The 17,875-nt window shown below is 58.0% G+C and carries 22 protein-coding genes; 5 read left to right on the top strand and 17 right to left on the bottom strand.

The window, feature by feature from the left end; translation table 11 throughout:
* Positions 1-127: 127 nt before the first annotated feature.
* Together CFE47_RS12265 and CFE47_RS12260 are read right to left on the bottom strand one after the other, a co-directional pair.
* Positions 128-1,090, bottom strand: a complete 963-nt coding sequence (locus CFE47_RS12265) for an ArdC family protein (protein WP_286837338.1) — start codon at positions 1,088-1,090, stop codon at positions 128-130.
* A gap of 135 nt (positions 1,091-1,225) precedes the next feature.
* Positions 1,226-1,555, bottom strand: coding sequence for a hypothetical protein (locus CFE47_RS12260; RefSeq protein WP_286837336.1), 330 nt, complete (start codon positions 1,553-1,555; stop codon positions 1,226-1,228).
* 456 nt (positions 1,556-2,011) lie between these two features.
* Between CFE47_RS12260 and CFE47_RS12255 the strand changes: the two genes are divergently transcribed.
* Positions 2,012-2,410, top strand: coding sequence for a DUF3742 family protein (locus CFE47_RS12255; RefSeq protein WP_286837335.1), 399 nt, complete (start codon positions 2,012-2,014; stop codon positions 2,408-2,410).
* Here CFE47_RS12255 and CFE47_RS12250 read toward each other — a convergent pair.
* From CFE47_RS12250 to CFE47_RS12230, 5 genes are all read right to left on the bottom strand, one after another.
* Positions 2,399-3,940 carry a conjugal transfer protein TraG N-terminal domain-containing protein gene (locus CFE47_RS12250; RefSeq protein ID WP_286837333.1) on the bottom strand — a complete coding sequence of 514 codons (1,542 nt, stop codon included), beginning with the start codon at positions 3,938-3,940 and terminating at the stop codon, positions 2,399-2,401. The two genes, CFE47_RS12255 and CFE47_RS12250, sit on opposite strands and share 12 nt — an antisense overlap.
* A gap of 10 nt (positions 3,941-3,950) precedes the next feature.
* Entirely contained in the window at positions 3,951-4,259 is a 309-nt protein-coding gene (locus CFE47_RS12245) for a hypothetical protein (RefSeq protein ID WP_286837331.1), read from the bottom strand.
* A gap of 3 nt (positions 4,260-4,262) precedes the next feature.
* On the bottom strand, positions 4,263-5,645 hold the full coding sequence (locus CFE47_RS12240) for an integrating conjugative element protein (protein WP_286837330.1): 1,383 nt from the start codon (positions 5,643-5,645) through the stop codon (positions 4,263-4,265).
* Positions 5,642-6,598 carry a TIGR03756 family integrating conjugative element protein gene (locus tag CFE47_RS12235; RefSeq protein ID WP_286837329.1) on the bottom strand — a complete coding sequence of 319 codons (957 nt, stop codon included), beginning with the start codon at positions 6,596-6,598 and terminating at the stop codon, positions 5,642-5,644. Before CFE47_RS12235 ends, CFE47_RS12240 begins: the two co-directional genes overlap by 4 nt.
* A 105-nt stretch (positions 6,599-6,703) precedes the next feature.
* A complete protein-coding gene (locus CFE47_RS12230; protein ID WP_286837328.1) occupies positions 6,704-6,958 on the bottom strand; it encodes a helix-turn-helix domain-containing protein in 255 nt (84 codons plus the stop codon).
* A 169-nt stretch (positions 6,959-7,127) separates the two neighbouring features.
* Here CFE47_RS12230 and CFE47_RS12225 point away from each other — a divergent pair, with 169 nt between their 5' ends.
* The 3 genes from CFE47_RS12225 to CFE47_RS12215 all read left to right on the top strand — a co-directional run bounded on the left by CFE47_RS12225 (position 7,128) and on the right by CFE47_RS12215 (position 8,730).
* Positions 7,128-7,385 carry a LasR-specific antiactivator QslA gene (locus CFE47_RS12225; RefSeq protein WP_096116162.1) on the top strand — a complete coding sequence of 86 codons (258 nt, stop codon included), beginning with the start codon at positions 7,128-7,130 and terminating at the stop codon, positions 7,383-7,385.
* A 365-nt stretch (positions 7,386-7,750) separates the two neighbouring features.
* Entirely contained in the window at positions 7,751-7,999 is a 249-nt protein-coding gene (locus CFE47_RS12220) for a hypothetical protein (protein ID WP_020300912.1), read from the top strand.
* The gene (locus CFE47_RS12215) at positions 7,996-8,730 is read left to right on the top strand and encodes an ATPase (protein ID WP_286837324.1); all 735 of its coding nucleotides are present in this window, start codon (positions 7,996-7,998) and stop codon (positions 8,728-8,730) included. The genes CFE47_RS12220 and CFE47_RS12215 overlap by 4 nt, the downstream gene beginning before the upstream one ends.
* 38 nt (positions 8,731-8,768) lie before the next feature.
* On the opposite strand, the gene CFE47_RS12210 is transcribed toward CFE47_RS12215, so the two are convergent.
* From CFE47_RS12210 to CFE47_RS12170, 9 genes are read right to left on the bottom strand one after another with little or no spacing between them, the layout of a single operon-like run.
* Positions 8,769-11,522, bottom strand: coding sequence for a conjugative transfer ATPase (locus CFE47_RS12210; RefSeq protein WP_286837323.1), 2,754 nt, complete (start codon positions 11,520-11,522; stop codon positions 8,769-8,771).
* Positions 11,522-11,938 carry a TIGR03751 family conjugal transfer lipoprotein gene (locus CFE47_RS12205; RefSeq protein WP_286837322.1) on the bottom strand — a complete coding sequence of 139 codons (417 nt, stop codon included), beginning with the start codon at positions 11,936-11,938 and terminating at the stop codon, positions 11,522-11,524. The genes CFE47_RS12210 and CFE47_RS12205 overlap by 1 nt, the downstream gene beginning before the upstream one ends.
* Positions 11,901-13,415, bottom strand: a complete 1,515-nt coding sequence (locus CFE47_RS12200) for a TIGR03752 family integrating conjugative element protein (RefSeq protein WP_286837321.1) — start codon at positions 13,413-13,415, stop codon at positions 11,901-11,903. Before CFE47_RS12200 ends, CFE47_RS12205 begins: the two co-directional genes overlap by 38 nt.
* A complete protein-coding gene (locus CFE47_RS12195) occupies positions 13,405-14,217 on the bottom strand; it encodes a TIGR03749 family integrating conjugative element protein (RefSeq protein ID WP_286837320.1) in 813 nt (270 codons plus the stop codon). Before CFE47_RS12195 ends, CFE47_RS12200 begins: the two co-directional genes overlap by 11 nt.
* Positions 14,214-14,855 (bottom strand): PFL_4703 family integrating conjugative element protein, encoded by a 642-nt coding sequence (locus tag CFE47_RS12190; protein WP_286837318.1) that lies wholly within the window; start codon positions 14,853-14,855, stop codon positions 14,214-14,216. Before CFE47_RS12190 ends, CFE47_RS12195 begins: the two co-directional genes overlap by 4 nt.
* Entirely contained in the window at positions 14,852-15,265 is a 414-nt protein-coding gene (locus tag CFE47_RS12185) for a TIGR03750 family conjugal transfer protein (protein WP_286837317.1), read from the bottom strand. Before CFE47_RS12185 ends, CFE47_RS12190 begins: the two co-directional genes overlap by 4 nt.
* Before the next feature lie 7 nt (positions 15,266-15,272).
* Positions 15,273-15,644 (bottom strand): TIGR03745 family integrating conjugative element membrane protein, encoded by a 372-nt coding sequence (locus CFE47_RS12180; protein ID WP_286837315.1) that lies wholly within the window; start codon positions 15,642-15,644, stop codon positions 15,273-15,275.
* 16 nt (positions 15,645-15,660) lie between these two features.
* On the bottom strand, positions 15,661-15,900 hold the full coding sequence (locus CFE47_RS12175) for a TIGR03758 family integrating conjugative element protein (RefSeq protein ID WP_286837313.1): 240 nt from the start codon (positions 15,898-15,900) through the stop codon (positions 15,661-15,663).
* On the bottom strand, positions 15,897-16,232 hold the full coding sequence (locus CFE47_RS12170; protein ID WP_286837311.1) for an integrative conjugative element protein, RAQPRD family: 336 nt from the start codon (positions 16,230-16,232) through the stop codon (positions 15,897-15,899). Before CFE47_RS12170 ends, CFE47_RS12175 begins: the two co-directional genes overlap by 4 nt.
* 297 nt (positions 16,233-16,529) lie before the next feature.
* Between CFE47_RS12170 and CFE47_RS12165 the strand changes: the two genes are divergently transcribed.
* On the top strand, positions 16,530-17,111 hold the full coding sequence (locus CFE47_RS12165; protein ID WP_286837309.1) for a YniB family protein: 582 nt from the start codon (positions 16,530-16,532) through the stop codon (positions 17,109-17,111).
* 20 nt (positions 17,112-17,131) lie between these two features.
* On the opposite strand, the gene CFE47_RS12160 is transcribed toward CFE47_RS12165, so the two are convergent.
* Entirely contained in the window at positions 17,132-17,863 is a 732-nt protein-coding gene (locus CFE47_RS12160) for a TIGR03747 family integrating conjugative element membrane protein (RefSeq protein ID WP_286837307.1), read from the bottom strand.
* Between the last annotated feature and the right edge of the window lie 12 nt (positions 17,864-17,875).

The raw sequence follows: 17,875 nt of genomic DNA, 5'->3' as shown, positions 1-17,875 counted from the left end.
CTGATGGTGTGCGCGCCTCTCTTGTTCTTTGCGTCAGGGTCCCGCGGCATGGAGCCTTTCTTCTGAGCATAAAAAGGGCCCAACTCCCGTTGGGCCTTGTGTCGCGTTTGCAACGGGGAGATATCGATCAAGCTCCATCGTTCATGCAAGGCGAGTCATCCAAGACCGCTTGCTTCAGTTGCTGCTCCAGGTTGAGTACATACTCCGAGGCGCTGCGGGCGTGACCACTTGCGCGGAAGATCGCACGTTTGTCAGCCTTGAGCAGGCCGAGCCAGGAGTCGATGTAGCCCTCGTGCCGTAGCTCTCCCGGTATGCCGGTGTAGGCACATAAAAACGCAGCGCCCATTTCGGCGATCAACTCTTCAAACGCGTAGCCTGGTGATCCGTACGGACAGGCTGACGTCACGCCTTCGCGCTGTAACCGAGCGTGATGCCCGGTCCAATGCGTCAGCTCATGCAGTGCGGTGGCGTAGTACCCACCTTCATCGTGAAATTGTGCTTTTGTCGGCAGTTGGATGAGATCCCTGATCGGGTGGTAAAAGGCTTCGTCGGCAGATCGATGAACGATCTGTGCACCCGAACTTAACAGCAGATTTTCCGCAGCACTGTTGGGCTGGAAGGGATCACTCTGTTCCGTCTCGAGCAGAGTGTCATTGAGCATTTCGAGCCCCTCCGTTTGCTCGATGTTGAACAGAAAATGTGTCCTGAGAATGCCAAAATGAGCGACCTTGGGTTGACCGTTCTCATCGAGGACCGGTTGGCCTGACTCGGTCTGTTCCTCGCGCTCCATCGGCTTGTAGAGCACCGCCAGGGTGCTGTGCTCACCCTTACGGATGTGCCCACCGGCCTTTCTGGCTTGGTTGAAGGTCAGCCAACGATCTTGAGTGAACCCCTGCAATCGGGCCTCGGCCCAGAGCAACGGTAAGTTGATCCCCGAATAGGGACGACGTGTGATGGCGTTGATGGGGTAGGGGTGATGATGACCGACGTCAGCTGAGCCACTTGAGGACCAGGGTTTGATCCAGGGGGCAACGCCTTGGTCTAACGCGGTAACGATCTTGTCTGTCACGTCTTGGTAGATATCGCGCATGGCATGTTCCTCGAGAGAAAACGGAGGAACGCCTTGCCCGTCGGGGAGGGTTCCCCGGTGGGTGATGGTTGGATTGATGCAGGGCTGGCACGCCGTCTGAGTGTGGATCGGGGTGCCGAGTACGACCGCATGCGTTTAGCGTTGATGTTCTCCTGCAAGCGCTATCAGCAAGGCGTTAGGCTGGCCTGGCTCTAGGAGCAGGCTTAGACTCAGTTGCAGCAACGGGTTTTGGCGTGGATGACCCGTTGACGCGATGTGGGCTACCTCGAACAGCACATAGGGCTCGTGTGGATAGGCCAGGTGAGCCTCGAAGGCTGCGCGCAATATGTTGGTCAGCCGATCGACCTGCAGCGTCTCAGGATGACCTGAGCGCTCGAGCAGTACTGCGCGTTGCCAGGCGCCAGGTGTGAACACAATGGGCAACTGTAGGGTGTTCAGTGCTTCCGGCGTAAGTGAGTCGGACATGGTGTGCCTCCGTTGAAAACGCGAAGAAACCTGTCCCGTGCGGGAGATAATTTCCCCGCCGTGGGTTGAAGAAAAACAAGAAGGTTTGCCTGGCGAGCGGAGCTCGGAAGACGCTCAAAAGAGCAGTAGGCGTTCATCACCGTAGAAACGGTGACCGTGCGAGCTACCGGACGCTAATCGCACTTGGGGAAGAACCATCACCGAAGTGACGTAGCCTTGAAGGTTCTGGCTACTTGGGCAGGTGCTGTTGATAACAGCGATCCGTACCTTGTATTTAGCGGAGCGATTCATACGGGTCAACCTCCGAAGAGAAGCTGTGTCCTGATGTTCGTCTTCTGTCTTCCAGTGAGGATTTTTTGGCTGAGCAAGCTGATAAACGGTCAAGCACGGACAGTTTTCAGTAGTAGGCTGTTACTCCTGTCTCAATCATGAAAACGCTCAAAAGAGGGCGAGAACATGCCGACTCAGAACCCTGTTCAGAATTTACGTGCCCACCGCTGGGCGTGCGCCTGTGCCATGTCGGTAAAGCGTGGTTATCGCAAATTGAAAGCGTTTGAGTCCCGCGCGGCTGAGCGTGCGGTGACATCAGGTATACCAGCGGGTAATTTACTCGTTCGCGGGAGCTTTCTGATTGCCAAACTGGCATTGATCGGAGGATTGCTCTTTGTCAGTGCTTGGCTGGTTACTTTCATTGTGATGATGCTGGCTGTCATCACTTTGCTATGGCTCAGGGCTTTTATTGGTGCCGATCACGAAGAGAAAAATCCAGGGCCAGACTACCTAGGTGCTGATCTCTACATCGGTGACTTCGACGACAATGGGCATTATATAGGCGACAGCAAGTCATCTAATTGAGCGCTTAGCAGCACCCAATATTTGATCCGTACCTTTGCTCGCTGAATCATTTGCGGCTTTGCTACCGTTCGCCAACATGCCTTGAATCCCGTTGCCGACTGAATATCCTGCCCAGCTCATGGCCCCTAGAAACAGCATCGGCAGCACGATGAACATCGCCCCCATCACATACTCGATCACCTGCGCGGTGACAGTTCCCTCCATAAACCCGGATGTGGGCAGCGACAACAGCACCTGATTGGAAGCCGAAACCTGGTTGTACAGGGTATCGAGCATGCTGGAGTCGACCCATCGGGCCAACTCCCACCAAAAACTCAACATGTGCAGCGTGAACAGCGCGAACGTCACCGTCATGACGGTCTTCAGCTGGTAGGTACTAACCAGCAGGATCAGCGGCAAGCTGATGATGACGCCCATGATGAGGAAGGCCTGCACCATTGGCAGAGCGGCGCGTAGCGCATTCAACGCCGGGAAGTTGCTGAAGGAGCCGAGGGCCAACCCGGTGTTAGTGGCTAGGTTATTGAGCCCCTGATTGATCGAGCCGCCTCGGGCACTGGAGCCATAGTCCTGGTACACCTGTCCGGGCGACATGGACATCGATTGCTGGCGCGGGCTGACCAACTCACGCAGGGTGGCATCCTCGATCTCGTTGCTCGAACGACCAGTCAACCAACCTTTCAGTTGAGTCAGCAGCGAGGGATCGACCTGCTGGATCAAGCGGTCGCGCAACCCAACACCGCTATCACTCCACCACTGCTTGCAGGTGGGGTAGCCCGCGCCATTCTCCAGCCGCGGCAAGGAAACATCGCGGCTGTCGTTATACGGCCAACTGGCTCGCGGTGTACGCGAGCGATCGGTGTCGTAGTAGCCGGGCGTGTCGAGAAAATAGCTTGAGCCTATCCAGGATGCATCGTGACTTTGTGCCTTGTCCAACTGCGGGCGGTTGGTGAACAGCCGAGAACGGGAATACCCATAGCAGTCGCGGGTGAAGTCGGCGACTTCCTGCAGCAGTACCTGGCTATCGATGCGCGAACTGTCGATCTCCATGCGCATCTGCCGGATATCCGCTGCGCAAGGGATGGAGGCGGTGGCCGCCGCGGTCACACCTTTGCTCAAGGCATGCACCAGAAACCACCAGATCGGTACGTTGGCGGAGCGTTCGCCGATAGTATTGAAGGTCGCCCCCCAGGCGGTTTCCGTCGGTTGGGCCACACTCACGCCGCAGCGCTGACTCGCCGCATCATCGAACGTCATTGACGAGAGGCTCAACGGAAACACAGGCGCGCAACCGAACAACACCACGATGTAGGCCAGCCACAACCGGTTCTCGATCCGCGGCACTGAGAGCAGTCCCTTGTTACCTTCATCCGCGCCTTGCTGACGGGCCGATAGCCATTCTTGCAGGATGATTGCACCAAAGGGCGCGGCGAATAGCCCGGTGTCGGACAGGACGCTCCAGAGGCCGTTGTTGATGATCCAGGCCAGCAGGGAGAGGTAAAACTCCAGGTAGCTGTTGGTGCTCATAAGCATGGTGGTGACCTCACAGTCGGGTGAGTTCGACGCAGATAAAGAGCACGAGACCTAATGTCCCGATGCGTTTCACGCGCAGTCGATCCTGTGGTCGATGTCGGTAGCGTCGAAGCAGATCCCACCAGAGCGCAACGATGGTGCCGTAGAGCAGGGCGCGCCACCACCGCAGATAGGGCCGTACGGATTCGAATGCCTGCTGCCAGGCCTCGTAACTACCCAGCGCAGTGCGGCCGATCCAGGCGACCAGTGCGGCGCTCAGGATCATCACCGCGGCAATCCCCAGACCTGAAAGCAGAGTGAATAGCGGTGAGCGTTTCATGGCTCACTTGCGCCTGGCGTCAGCGTCATTGAGCCGACCCGGCTCAGGGTCGCCTTGCTCGACGGTGCGCGAAGCATCGGCACCGCCAGCATGCCGATCGAGCACCAGGCTGGCGGTATTGGTGGCGAGCATCTGCCGGACCTGCAGTTCGGTTTGTAGCAGGCGTATTTCGCGCTCTAGAGCGTCGATGTTTTTCGTCAAGGAGCTCTGAGCCGGCTCGGCTGAGGCGATGTTCGGTTCGTGACTGCCCGCCAGCAGAGTACGCAATAGCAGCAACGCTTTGTCGAGCACACTGGACAAGGCCGTCTCACTGGCCAGGCGCCGCGCCAACAGATCCTGATCGGGGTCGTCGCGCAGGGCTTCGACTACGCCACGGGTTACCGGCAGCATAGGGCTCGAGGCTTTCGCCAGGTTGTCAGGGGTAGGCGACAGTGAGCCGGACAGCAACCCTTGCAGGGCCTTGAGACGTTCGCTGTAGGCCTCCTGGATCAGCGGCGTCAATCCGCTGCCAGCGGTCGCACGCAGGGTTTCGCAGGTATCGCAGGTCGTGACTTCAGTTTCGCCCAGCACGCGAACGGCCCATTCGGATTCCTCCTGGGGCGAAGCCCAGGTCTGGCAAATGGCCCCACCCAGGCAATCGCTATTACTAATCGAGGCATTGTCATCCATCGACCGGTTATGCAGCAGGTTGTAGCCCGCGCGCACTACGTCGGCGGTCACCCGAATGGGCGTCTGCCCATCACCACCAGCCTTCGAGCCGCCGACCCAGGACACCCCCTTGTTGCCGTTATGGGCCTCGGTGTTTTTCACCGCGGCCACCGCATCACCGCCGGTTTGCTCCAGATTACCCTGCATCTCCTGGTTCTTGGCCAGCGCGCCCCAGCCGGCTTGACCGACCTTGTCCGCCATCTTCTCGGCCATGGCCTGGCAGGTCAGCTTCGAGCGGTCGAAGTCGATACGCCCCTGCATCACCCCGTTGCTCAACAACTCATAGAGGCCGGGGTTGGCGCGTTGGATGATCAACGCTGGCAGCGACATTACCGCTTGGGTCGCGTTCTGCACGATGCTGCCCATGATCTGCTGGAAACCTTCGGTGGCGCCGTTCAGCTGGTTTTGCAGGGTGTTGGTGAGACTCATGTTTCCGCACATCATGTTCGCTCGCCAAGATCCGCCGATACCGAGACCGCTGGGTCGGTAAAGCGAGCTCGGTGAGCCGACTGCCGAACCGCCTCCAATGGTGTACATCACTCGGTCATCGAGCACTTCGCCTTGAGTGCCCAGGCGGTAATCGCCTTCGGCGGCGTGGGCATGTGTGGTCATGGTAAGCAGTCCGTAGAGCACCAGACTCATAGTGGTCAACCAGGGTTGTGCGAGAAGCCTATTCATGCAGCACCGCCTTCGAAGTCGATGCTGAACAGGAAGGTCTGCCCCTCGCGTTTGCAGCAGCTATAAGGACGCCACAACGACCAGGCATAGCCGCCATCCGCGCTCTGGACCGGATCGCTGGGGAAGATGGCGCACGTAGGCTGCACCTGAGGGTAGAGCAATTGCCATTTGTGGGTCGACGCGTCGTTTTCAAAGATCGGGCCTGGCGGCCAGTAGCCGTCGCGTTTGGCGGGCGTGAGGGGTACGTACACATGCGGCTGCCAGTTGCGAGTAATCACATCGCCGGCCCGTTGCGCCATGACGGCGGCCGCCTTGAAGTCGTCGGGCTGTACCAGAAAGCCCTGCCGGGGATAAACGTTGCCCCACATGTTTCCCGAAGCCTGACGACCAATTTCACGGATTCCCGGCATGAGCGACTCGGGGTAAAGACTTTCTGGGATGCCATGGCGCCAGGCCAGTGAGTCCAGGGTACTTAGGTAGTAGGGCATGAACGCAATAGCGCCGCTGGCGCAGGCATAGCCGGATTGAGAGGCCAATTGCGTGGCGGCCCAACCTCCCGGGTGGCCGATGCCATCAACGTTCTTGAATCGAGGCAGGTTGTCGCGGCGGGCGTTCGGCGTGATCAGGTTGCCGCCACCTTCTGCACCGCTGATGGGAGCGGAGAGGGTGGTCATCTCGGTCCAGGGGTTATTGCCGGTGGTGGCGTAGCTCGAAACGACCAGTTCAGGAATGAAATGACGAACCTTGGTCGAGGTTTTGACTGTGCAGCCGAAGGGCGTGCAGAGGAGCCAGAAACAAATGCCGACGACCCTGTATTCGAGACAGTTTGGCGAAAGCACGGAGGAGGTGATGCTGACGGTGTCCAGCGCCATGCTTGGGCCGCACGCCAGCAGAATGCTTAGCGCCAAGGGCCGTAGTTTTGTGGGCGGAAGTGACGAGCAGGCAACAGGCATTATCCAGGCTCTCGGTGTATGGCCTGGGCAGGTTCGGTTAGGGACTGAAGACTGTCAGTGGGAATTATGAAGGCGGATCTATCGGATTTGTGAGGCGTGGGACTATTATTTGACGTGAAGGGCGCTGCGCAGGGTATCGGGGTCTACAAGTAGTTGATCTGTGGTGATTTCGAAAATATTGGCGAGTTTGCACAGGACCAACAGCGAGGGGTTGCCCGCGCATCGTTCGATTTGGCTGACGTAGGTGCGATCCACCTCGGCCATGAGCGCCAGCTGCTCCTGGGTAAGGTTCTTTACGCGCCGCATCCAGCGGATGTTCTCCGCCAGTTGCAGACGAAGTTGTTCGTAGTCTTGAGTCATGCGCGCAAATTGCGCCTTGAGGGACTCTCAATCCACGGGATATAGTCTACATTGGCATTGAATTAGGCCATTTGGTGCCCATGCCTGTTATCGAGCGTTCATTTGGTGTCGTTAAGATTTCGAGGCTGGGTCCAGTGTCTAACAATAAAATCAGAAATCTAGGGTGCGTATGGACGAAAACTACATTTCAATTCCCGCGGCGGATGATTGCCCAAGTCTTCTGACACCTTGGGGCAGCGAATTTTCGCCGATGATCGAGCGTGGTGTGCAATGTGCCCAGGCTTGGCTTGAGGCAACGACCGATATTCCTTTGTGGTGGGAACTGGCGCAAACGCGCAAGACCTTTCCTGTCGGTGACTGCCAAGATGCCTTCGAAGCCGGTTTTCTGTTGAGAATTCAGCAACGGCTTCGGAGCGTGTCACAGTAACCCTGTTGCTTATGGGCGATTGCATCGTCTTGATCGCCCGTTTGCACTCAACCTGGCTGCATCGACACAGACCATGCAGTTTAAGAACGATTGCCGCTTCGCTGGCGCGTTTTTTCCACCGGCTGAACAACTCGGTGGGGGATTGTGCTTCCCTTATTTGGGCGCTGCACCAAGGGCGGCACTTGCTTCAAATGCCACCGGTCATGCATCGAACGTGAAAATCTCTTGAAAGGTATGGTTCCAGACGCCATTCCTCTAGAATGGAGGCTGACAGAAGTAGCTTTCGCCCTGTTACAAACAGGTTTACGTAGCTAAGATTCTGATTAAGTGCAGATTCTGCACGCTCTGAGAACGTGGAGCGCGATATGAAAGCCAAACGAGTGTTGAGTGACGATCTGGTGAGCCGACTGGAGGATAAGATCCCGGTCATGGCTGAAGGCGCCATCAATACCGCCTATATCAACGCCCTGGCTGCCGGTCGCAGTGTGATGGAAGTCATGAACGGCATGCTTGTTGAAACGACTGCTGACGGTAAGCACAAAGTCATTCGGGTGGCCAAGCCCAAGCACAAAGTGACTCTGGGTGGCGTCATTAAGGTGCGCCGTTGCTCATGACTGTCCCTCGGTTGAGGGTCTTTGCTGGACCCAACGGCTCCGGCAAGAGCACGATGAAAAGTGCCATCCCTTCCCACCTGATCGGTATCTACATTAACCCGGATGAAATCGAGAAGGCTGCCAAAGACAGCGGTCGTCTGGAGTTCAGTGATTTTCAACTGGAAGTTGAGGGTGATGAGGTCCTCGGTTTCATTAGGGAGCATCGGCTGGTCAGGTCTGCCCGGCTCGATGAGGAGGCCACCAACATAGGCTTTAGCAGCAACGGCCTGAATTTCCAGACGGTCGCGATGAACTCCTATTTTGCCTCCGTGCTCTCTGACTTCATCCGGAACAAGCTCCTCGAAGACCAGCTGTCTTTCACCTTCGAAACGGTGATGTCTAGCGACGACAAAATCGCTTTTATGCTCAAGGCAAGAGAGTCTGGATACCGAACCTACCTGTACTTTGTGGCAACTGAAGACCCTGACATCAATATCAACAGGGTCAGGAACCGTGTCGCGGCAGGTGGGCACCCAGTTCCCACAGAAAAAATTGTACAGCGCTACGGCCGTTGCCTGAGCCTGCTGCCTGTGGCTATTGCTGCTTCGGACCGGGCCTACATGTTCGATAACTCCGGTGCCGATCTGGTGCTGCTGGCCGAAGTTACGGATGGGACGGACCTTGAGTTCAAGGTTGATGAGGTCCCTGACTGGTTCATGGATGCCTACGTTGAAAAGGTGTCCAACGGCTAGCTGCCGGATTGGCCAAAGCTGGGAGCGCCACACCTCCCTTATATGGGCTCTATTCCTCGTGCGCTATCGATCCGTTCAGCTACCCGGTAAGCCGCTTCCAACTCCGAACAGCCATTCTCCTGCATCAGTGTCCAGCGTTCGGCTTTTTCCTCGGGCTCTGTCATGGCCAAGGCGAGGTAAAGACTGGGTGGCACGGCTCGAAACAGCGTCTCGAGCTTTTTCGACAGCACCACTCCCTCGGTGTATTTCCCCGGCTCTTTGCTGGCGGAGAGCAACAGGGCTTTCTGCGCCGGTGAAAGCTTCTTGAACCGTGCGATTTCTTCGATTTCCGCGGGCGGCATATTCAAACAAATCCACCATTCGATCATGTTGAGCATGGTCTGCGCAGCCGTGGGAAAATCAGCAAGGTTCTGCGTCGCCAGCCAGAACCAAGCGCCGAGCTTGCGCCACATCTTCGTCCCCTTGACCACGAACGGCGCCAGCAACGGGTTCTTGGTGATGATATGACCCTCGTCGGTGACCATGATGATCGGTCGGCCCAGGTACTGGTCGCGCTCGGCGAGGTTGTTCACGGTGTTCATCAAGCTAATGTAGCTGATGGACATCTGTGCCTCGTAGCCTTCGCGCGCGTAAGTGGCAAGGTCGACAATGGTCACATCGCTCTCGGGCCAAGGCGTGCCTTCGCGATCGAACAGTTCACCCTCGAAACCCTGGCAAAATAGGTCGATGGACTCGCCCATTTCCTGGGCACGCTCGCGACGTTTCTCCGGCAAGTGCGGGTCGGCGGCGACGCCCAGCAAGGCGTCGCGTACGTCGCGGGTCAGTACCTGGCGACCCGCCGCGACGCAGGTCTGCGCCGCATCGAGAATGCACTCGCGGATCAAGCTGCGATCGGCTCGACTCAGGCGCGCCTCTTCTTTGGCCTCGCCGCCGGTGATCATCAGGCGGGCAGTGATTTCCAGTTCGCCGAGAACATCGCGCTGGTCCTCGCGACTGGCTACCACCTCATCGTCCCACTCATCGATCGACAGACTCGCCACCTGATCCGGTTGCTCGACCAGGCGCCAGGCATCGGCGAAGGGCGCAAGGCTGACCGAGGCGCCAGGTTTTAACTGGACCTTGTTGACCGACAAGCCCTGTGTCGCGAAGTAGTCACCCTGCAAGCCAAACGAATTGCCGGCCTCGACGATAAATAAGCGAGGGCGGTACACGGCCATGATCTGCATCAGCAGGGTGACCAGGGTGGCCGACTTGCCGGCGCCGGTCGGGCCGAACAAGAGCAGATGACCGTTCATGGCCCGGTCCAGGCGTGACAGCGGATCGAAGCTCAGTGGCGAACCGCCGCGGTTGAACAGAGTGATGCCCGGGTGGCCGGTGCCGGTGCTTCGGCCCCACACCGGGACGAGGTTCGCCAGGTGCTGGGCGAACATCAGGCGGGTGTACCAGTTACGCGTGTCGCGGGCCGGGTTGTAAGCCATCGGTAACCAACGCAGGTAGCTGTTGCAGGCGGCGACCTCATCGCCTTCACGTACCGGTTGCAGCCCCGCGCCCAACAGCGCGTTGGCCAGGCTGACCGAGCGCTGGTGCAATTGCTGTTCATCGTGACCGCGTACGTAGAACGCCAGGGTTCCTCGGTACAGCTTGTGCTGGCGGCCGATGATCGCGCGAGCCTCTTCGACATCCTGACGAGTCTGGGTCGAGGCCAGGTTTTCACCGATGGCTTTGCGAGCTAGGCGGTTCAACTGATCCTCGAGTACATCCTGTGGTTTGACCATTAAGGTCAGACTCATCACCGTACCTTCGGGTAACTGGTCGAACAGCGCATTCACCGCGTCACCCTTGCGGGTTTCGCCGGTGAGTTGACCAATCGATGGTGCCCGCCGCAGTTTGTCCACCACCATCACCCGGTGGGGTTGATCGTCGAAAAACCAGAGTCCGTGCTGCACATCCGAACGCGGTTCGTTGAAGAACAGCCGCTCGGCAAAGTCATGATCGAAGGGCAATGCCAGTGACTCACCGTCGCCCAACTCCGGATAGGCCACGCGGCGGTAGAAATCCTCGGGCGCTTCATCGGTGAGCTTCGGCGCTGGATTGAACCAGGGCAACAACCAGGCATACAAACCGCGGCCATCGACTCGTGTCGATTGCACCCCGCACGCCTGCAACGAAGCCGCGATACGTTCGCAAGTCTGTTGCAGGGATTGCTCCGGGGTGAGTCCTGTCTCCTCAGCGCCAGACTCAAGCCAGCGATAGATCACCAGGCGCACCCGTCGGTTATTGCCACGCCAGGGCAGGCGCGTCACCACCTTATCCTCAAACAGACCGCCGGGCTTGGCGATGGCCTTCAGATGACGGCGGCTGAGCTCCAAATATGCCTCGGTGAAGACCGTGCCTCGTGCTCTATCTTGGATATAGTCGGTGAGCCGGGTCAGGTAGGGGGTGAAGTTGTTGTCGTCCTGGCAGAAAAACTGCGCCACCCAAGGCGCTTGATCCAGCTCATCGAAACTGTCCTGCAGGGCATCTTCGAGGGCATCACGAGCTGCCATCAGCCAATCAGGTTCGCGCCCTTCGGTGCCGATGGGCAGCAACTCGAACACCGCACCCACCGAGCGATTGTCATCCAGCAGAAAACACTGCTCGGTGTCGAGGTATTCGACCCAAGGCAGGTGATCGGTGAAGCTGGGGTTGTGTGCATAGAGTGCGGCGTCATCGGCCAAGGTGGCGCGAGGGCGCAATGGGTTGCGCCAGGCTTTCCACGCGGGAGTACGATTGCCCGAATCGCCAGTACGCACTACAGGTTTTCCTGACGTTCACCAGGTAATGCGTACTGCACACGTTGGTAGAACGGAAAGACGGTCGAGTAGCCCGGGACCGGTGCCTGCTCGGTACCACTCAAATGCGGATACACGTACAGCACCAGATCGGGATTGGGCAGGCGAGGGAACAAGTTGTGGATCTCGTTCGTCGCTGTGCGCGTGTACGGTTCCTGGAGAGCAACGGAGAAATCTGGCTGGGCCAGCGGACGGCGTAACTGCTGCCGAGCATCCAGCAGTTGCTGCTGAGTGCCTTGCGAACCGGCGCCGTTCCAGATGTCCAGCATGGTTTGCTCGCCGTGAGGCAGAAGCGTTTCCTTGTCGGTGGAACACCCCGTCAGGACCACGCAGAGCAAGCTAATCCAGGTCAGGCAGGGAGGCATGGTCTTTTTCATGGCGAACGCTCCGGCCCTTGGGCTCGTAGTCGATGGTGATCTCATGGTCGAGGTGCAGTGCGACCTGTGCGGCGGGTGGCACATACACGGCAGCAAAGGCTTCGCCATACAGTTTGTTGACCCACTCGCGGATGTCGCTGACCCCACCACTGAGAATTGAATTCAGCGCGCTGTTGCCACTGCTGCTGCTAACCCCGAGGGTACTGCCGCCCGAACTGATCACACTGCTGTTGTTCTGCTCATCCCCGAGCAAGGCGGCGACACCCGCACCAGCCGCAGTGATCAGGCTCTGGCTGCCGAGGTACTGCTGGGCGTTCGAGCGGCGCTCGCCAGCGATGCACGGAATGCCATACGGATCGGACAGGTAACCGAGGCCGCCACGGATCTTGTCAGTGTTCGAGCTCTGGGTGGTGGAGGCAGTGCGGCTGGCTACAGCTTTTGGCTGAGGTACCGTGCGGATGGTGCCATCGGTAAACACAAAGGTGATTGACTCGACCTGTCCACGTACGCAAGACAGGGTCCAGTCACCGGACGCGGTGCCGCTCATTACGGCACCCGCGACGTCTGGCAGGTCGATGCCGTTGGCGGTCAGGTTCTCCGGGCCGACCAGCACTTTGAAGGGATAGGGATCATTCACAGTGCCGTCCACCGGGACGCGGCCGATCAGCGCGGTCATGGCGACTGAGCCCATCAATGTCGCGTTTTCGGGGATGGTGTAGACCGGCTTCGCCCCTTCGGTTCGGTCAACGGATCGCGTCAGGTCACGCTCACCCTTGGTGACTGCACGTAGCTGTTTCTGGCTGCGATCAATAGGATTGTCTTTCAAGCCTTCCAGTGAGTTGAAGGCGGTAGGCAGACTCAGTGCGGGGGAGGAGGTCTTGGTTTTGCCTCGGGTGTCGGTGCCCGAAGCATCCGAGGGTTCAATCCACTGCAGCGCATCATTGGCAGGATGCTGTCCGTCAAACTGAGCGCCGTCGCCCGGTTCAAGCCCCAATCCGATCGGCATACCTTTGGCGGTCAGCCCCGACAACTGGTCCTGCAATTGCGTCAGCAGACCGCGAGCCTGACGACTGTCTTGTTCGGCTTTAAGTCGGGCCTCGTTGGCTTGTCGACGGCCTTCGTCGACCTGCTGAGTCACACTACCAAGCGCCGTCTGGATACGCGAGTCGACACTGTTTTCCCGCTCGCGCAGGCGGTTGTTCTCCGTCTGCAGTGAATCGTTGTGTTTCTTCAAACCGAGCATGTCGCTGCGCATGGCCTTCACTTGCCCGACCAGGGTGGCGACCGTGTCGCGCGGGGTATCGCCAGCAATGCCGAGCGACTTGGCTTGCTCGGCGGATAACTGAATACTGCCCTGATCAACTGGGTGCTCTGGAGAGGGAGTGCTACTACCCGCAACCCAGCTTTTCAGGATGATAAACACCACGGCCAGCAGCGCAGCTGGTACCAGCCATTTGAGCAATGCGTTAGCCTTCATCGTCAGCACCTCTCGCAACGGGCGGGAGCAGCACGGCTTGTTCGAGGCCAGCACCGCGGGTGACGAGGTAGGCAATCGTGGTGTCTTCAGCGCTGCCGACAGGCCCGAGGAAAGCATGCTGGAAGGCCGCGGCGAACAGCTTGGCTTGAAGCTGACGCGGGTCGAGTTGCAGAGTCTCTGAACCACGATTGCGCAACTTCACCGCCGTCACCCAGTAATCACCGAGTCGCCAGGCGGCGATAGGGGTGATGGACACGTTTTCGGTTGGCAGCAGGGTCGGCAGTTCGCTGCGCAGCTTGAGCGGTACGCGGCGTACTCCGGGTAGGGATTCTACCGTGCGCAGCGGCGCGTAAAGGCTCTGTGCGGCATAGCGCGTCAAAGCGACCGGGATCGGCGTACGTTCTGGAACAGGGACGGTGCTCGATTCAGACTCGGTAGTTTGCACCTGAGCACTCTTGATAATACGCACGGGTTCCAGCGGTTGATCGCCGGGAGTGGCCGCGATATCCAGCAGGATGATCTCGCCCGTCGTGACTGATTGCAGTTGCAGTCGGGTCGGTGCAATGGCTTCTGACGCGCGCAGGTACAGCGTGCCGCCAGTTGATTGCACACGCAGTTTGCCTGTCAGGGTTGAGGGCACGCCGACTCGAACATCCTCATTGATAAAGACCACTCGTTCCTGATTGATCACCAGCGGGACCGCGAGGGGTAGACGTTCCCATTGCATCAGCTCGACGGCCTGCGCTGCAGCTCCCCATAGCATCAGTGCGACGGTTAGTCCCAGGGTAGAAATCCGCTTCATGGCTCACCTCCAGGCAGGGAGATTTTTTGTGGAGTGCCCTGATAACAATCCAGTGCCAGCCCCCACTTATTGCGTTCGGGGTCCAGATCAAAACGCACCACGCGTAATGGATAACGCACCACCACCCGTTTCACCGGTTCGGCGGCGTAATACTCATCGGCGTTGAGGTCGAGTTTGACCAGCCAGCTGTCGCGGTCGAGTTGCTTGACCCTGAGTTCCGGATCTTCGCTGTAACCTCGGCCCAGAATTTCGTACACCCCACGCACTCGCTGGCGCAGCTCGCCGGCGGCCTTGCGGTACTCGTAGTCTCCGTCGAGGAAGGCCTTGCAGGCGGGCGTCAAGTAGGACTGCAAGCCATAGATGGCACGGCGATAATCCTGCTCGCCATCCGAGGGCCAGCGGTTGAGTTGGCCAAAGATGTACAGGGCAAAGGCATAAACATTCTCTGAGGGGATATCCCACCACTTGCGGGTGCTGCCCGAGCGCAGATCCGGCGGTACATGCACGGTCAGATCGGTCGGTGCCGAGCGCCAGCCATACCAGAGTCCGGCACAGACCAGGGTGAGGATCACTACCACCAGACGCAGGCTGAAGATATGAGCCTGCTGGGCATCCACCTTGTTTCGAAATCGGCTCATCGCTGACACTGTGACAGGGCAGGGCGCAGACGACGTGAACGGCGAACCGTCCAGGTGCCGGAGTGCAGGATCAAACTCCCGCGACCCAGACGCCAACGGCTGGCCAGTACCCATTCGAGCTTGCGGTACAACCAGGTCTCGGGGCGGGCCCGTTTGGCCCGACGCAGTAGCGTGCCACCGGCAAATAACACCACCGTCATGCCTGCGATCATGCCGGTCGGCGCCACGGCAATGGAGGCGGCGGCGATCGCCAGAGGAACACCCAGCAGCAGGCCGACGAGTGCGCCGACACCGAGCGCCACCCACATCTCATCATTGGTCAAACCGCGTAGTACGGCAGGATCGCGATTGAGTCGCTCCGGCAGAAAGACCAGGGTGCCGTCAGCAAGGCGTTCGATAGTGTTGTTCATGTCGACCTCACAGAATCGCGGCGGCCTTGGTCAGGAACCAGATGATGATCACCACCAACAGTGCTCCGATACCGACCACCGCGCCGAGGTCCTTCCAGGTCTTGCGCTGGTTCTGCACGTCGGCATAGACGGTCAGGGAATGCCAGGCAACACCCAAGAAAGCGAGCAGGGCGATCAGCAGGCCGAGGAGGATGCCGCCGTCGTAGGCGTAGTTTTTGATCGTTTCGATCAACCCGGAACCTTCACCACGTGAAGGAGCCTCCATGGTGGGAAGCTCGGCAAAAGCCAGGCTTGGACCGATTACCAGGAGCAGACCGATCAAGCGTTGGCTCGCACGATCACGCAGGTTGTTTTTCAGGGGGACAAGGCACTTGAGCATGACGGCGATCTCCTGGTTAGGACAGGGTGAAGAACATTAGGACGATTAGGGCGAGCAAGACGCGCGCAGCGCTGCCACCGAAGGCGCCGAAGCGCACGCTGCCGACCGCCCAACCTCGGTAAGCAGTCCACATCACCCAGGCGCACCAAAGCAAAGTCAGGACCAGAACCAGGGACATCCAGAGCGTCGAACTGCTCTGCGGTGAGAAACCGGAGGCGTTTTGGAACGCTGAGTTCTGAGCGTCAGTCATGCTCATGGCGACGGCTCCGCGGACGGAGTGTCAAGGCGGTAATCGCCAACCAATTCAGTGGGGTCTCTGGGTTGAGCGCGGGAAGGGGACAGGTAGCCCTGTACTCCGTGACGGATGCGCTGAATGTCCTGGGTCAGTCGTGGGTAGTCGAAGCGATAGCGCTCGACTGATTCAGCCGTGCGGGCTGTCTTAGCTCGTGTCACAAGGCGTTCGATAGTGTCGAGTTGTTGCAAAATCAGACTGAACTGATCCTGTTCATGAGCAGATGCGGCATAGCTGCCGCTATTGAACGTGATCAATACGAACAGAGAGCAGATTCGGCAAAATATAGTTGGCATGTGGATAGCCCATTTGGTTATGGGGCCAGCATTCAACTAACGTCCAGGCTCAGCAGTAAGAAACATGAAATACGCTGCGTCATTTTTTCAGTACCACGTCTGGTCGCGTAACGAATTAGGACACCACATTGAGGGCTATCAAACGCGGTGAAATGACGCGATTGCGCTGCAAGTACGGTTTCGATTTCTCATGAAAAACGATGGGCAGCCGTTAACGTTTGATGCCGTTAGCAACAATGTTAGCGGGGCGCAAATAAGGCGCGGGCGATATCAGTTTACGAAGAGTGAGTGCAGAGAGTGAACATCCAACAAGCAATTCGGCGGTACCGTATTCGACAGGGCGTGGGGATCACCTTGACCGTCTGCGGTGCGCTAATCTATTTGGTTTCGTCATTGATTTTTCTACACCAACAAGCAGAGAAGCTTGCAGGCACAACGATTTTTGGGCATTTGGGAGGGGTTGTGCAAAATTTAATAGCCGACGTTTACCAGGCCACATCACCCTACATCGGTTTTGTATGGAAGTACGCACCAACCCTCAGCCAGGAAAACCCGTTCAGCTATGGAAATTTGCTGTTTTTCGGCTTACTGGGTGTGATGATTGTTGGAAAGCAATTTCTCCTTTCCGCTAGCCAACTCAAGAGGCGTGTTCAGGTTCAACTCGAACGTCTTGAGGAAGCTCAGTGGCGCAATTCGATGCAAAATGGAACTGCGACCCAAGTCAACGCGAATCAGATTGGACAGATCAATTTTTATCAGCAATCTATGCCGCCGTCCCAAGGCGGTGATTGGTGGCAACGGCCGTGGGGTATTGTTGGTTTGTCTATCATTGGCGGTTACATCGTCGCGGTGTTGGCTAAATTAACCGGAATGGTTTAACACGCCAGCAATACGTTCTATCAGATGTATTTTTTAAACGTCGCCGCGGTGATAGCTGTCGTTACTCCGAGCATCATCGCGCTAGGCAAAAAAATGGCCATGGGATTGAGCGAAAAGGGCAAGGACAGGTAAATGACCCATGGCACGATCAGCAGAGGTATCACTGCTCGTTTAGCGCGGTGATAAACAAAACTGCTTTCTCGCCCAGCTCCAAATTTGCGCAGGTCGCGGCGCATCAGTCCATCGACGAAACCAGTGAACATGGCCAGCAGAAATAAGGGGGTGGCTAGGATCAGAATGGTCAGGCGTACCATGAAGGTAAAGGTCACATACACCGCCGCCAGCACGAAATCCTCAATGCTCACGTAGAATTGATTGGTCCAGCCCCAGAAACCGTTGCCTTGGCTCGACACCCGCGCCTGCTGGGCAAAATCCACAAAGCCTGTCTTGACCAACAACCACTGATTGAGGAAATCCAGCAACTGAACGATCGTTTGCCCGGGTTGTTGGAGGATGAGTGAAGCTTTGAAGTGCTCACTGAGCCAGCCCAGTTCACTGGTCAGCATGGCCTGGCTATGCCGCCAGCCCTGATCACCCCAGAACAGCAGCAGGCCGGCGAACTCGATCAGGATCGAGAACAGTAGTGAGGCAACCAGCAAGCCGATGATGCGCAGGACCAGGCTGATGGCCGAGACGATTATTCCCGGATGCTGGATAGGTTGTGGCGGCGTGTTCTGTGTGGAAGTCGCCATCGTTCACTCCAT

The organism is Pseudomonas sp. PGPPP1 (genome assembly GCF_002255865.1).
GTDB classification, from domain to species: domain Bacteria; phylum Pseudomonadota; class Gammaproteobacteria; order Pseudomonadales; family Pseudomonadaceae; genus Aquipseudomonas; species Aquipseudomonas cremoris.
The sequence above is the reverse complement of the archived record's forward strand: the minus strand, read 5'-3'. Positions and strand labels throughout refer to the sequence as shown.

Bases quoted from the DNA above. Each gene is read 5' to 3' on its own strand.
- CFE47_RS12265 (WP_286837338.1), bottom strand. From the start codon at position 1,090: ATGCGCGATATCTACCAAGACGTGACAGACAAGATCGTTACCGCGTTA.
- CFE47_RS12260 (WP_286837336.1), bottom strand. From the start codon at position 1,555: ATGTCCGACTCACTTACGCCGGAAGCACTGAACACCCTACAGTTGCCC.
- CFE47_RS12255 (WP_286837335.1), top strand. From the start codon at position 2,012: ATGCCGACTCAGAACCCTGTTCAGAATTTACGTGCCCACCGCTGGGCG.
- CFE47_RS12250 (WP_286837333.1), bottom strand. From the start codon at position 3,940: ATGCTTATGAGCACCAACAGCTACCTGGAGTTTTACCTCTCCCTGCTG.
- CFE47_RS12245 (WP_286837331.1), bottom strand. From the start codon at position 4,259: ATGAAACGCTCACCGCTATTCACTCTGCTTTCAGGTCTGGGGATTGCC.
- CFE47_RS12240 (WP_286837330.1), bottom strand. From the start codon at position 5,645: ATGAATAGGCTTCTCGCACAACCCTGGTTGACCACTATGAGTCTGGTG.
- CFE47_RS12235 (WP_286837329.1), bottom strand. From the start codon at position 6,598: ATGCCTGTTGCCTGCTCGTCACTTCCGCCCACAAAACTACGGCCCTTG.
- CFE47_RS12230 (WP_286837328.1), bottom strand. From the start codon at position 6,958: ATGACTCAAGACTACGAACAACTTCGTCTGCAACTGGCGGAGAACATC.
- CFE47_RS12225 (WP_096116162.1), top strand. From the start codon at position 7,128: ATGGACGAAAACTACATTTCAATTCCCGCGGCGGATGATTGCCCAAGT.
- CFE47_RS12220 (WP_020300912.1), top strand. From the start codon at position 7,751: ATGAAAGCCAAACGAGTGTTGAGTGACGATCTGGTGAGCCGACTGGAG.
- CFE47_RS12215 (WP_286837324.1), top strand. From the start codon at position 7,996: ATGACTGTCCCTCGGTTGAGGGTCTTTGCTGGACCCAACGGCTCCGGC.
- CFE47_RS12205 (WP_286837322.1), bottom strand. From the start codon at position 11,938: ATGAAAAAGACCATGCCTCCCTGCCTGACCTGGATTAGCTTGCTCTGC.
- CFE47_RS12200 (WP_286837321.1), bottom strand. From the start codon at position 13,415: ATGAAGGCTAACGCATTGCTCAAATGGCTGGTACCAGCTGCGCTGCTG.
- CFE47_RS12195 (WP_286837320.1), bottom strand. From the start codon at position 14,217: ATGAAGCGGATTTCTACCCTGGGACTAACCGTCGCACTGATGCTATGG.
- CFE47_RS12190 (WP_286837318.1), bottom strand. From the start codon at position 14,855: ATGAGCCGATTTCGAAACAAGGTGGATGCCCAGCAGGCTCATATCTTC.
- CFE47_RS12185 (WP_286837317.1), bottom strand. From the start codon at position 15,265: ATGAACAACACTATCGAACGCCTTGCTGACGGCACCCTGGTCTTTCTG.
- CFE47_RS12180 (WP_286837315.1), bottom strand. From the start codon at position 15,644: ATGCTCAAGTGCCTTGTCCCCCTGAAAAACAACCTGCGTGATCGTGCG.
- CFE47_RS12175 (WP_286837313.1), bottom strand. From the start codon at position 15,900: ATGAGCATGACTGACGCTCAGAACTCAGCGTTCCAAAACGCCTCCGGT.
- CFE47_RS12170 (WP_286837311.1), bottom strand. From the start codon at position 16,232: ATGCCAACTATATTTTGCCGAATCTGCTCTCTGTTCGTATTGATCACG.
- CFE47_RS12160 (WP_286837307.1), bottom strand. From the start codon at position 17,863: ATGGCGACTTCCACACAGAACACGCCGCCACAACCTATCCAGCATCCG.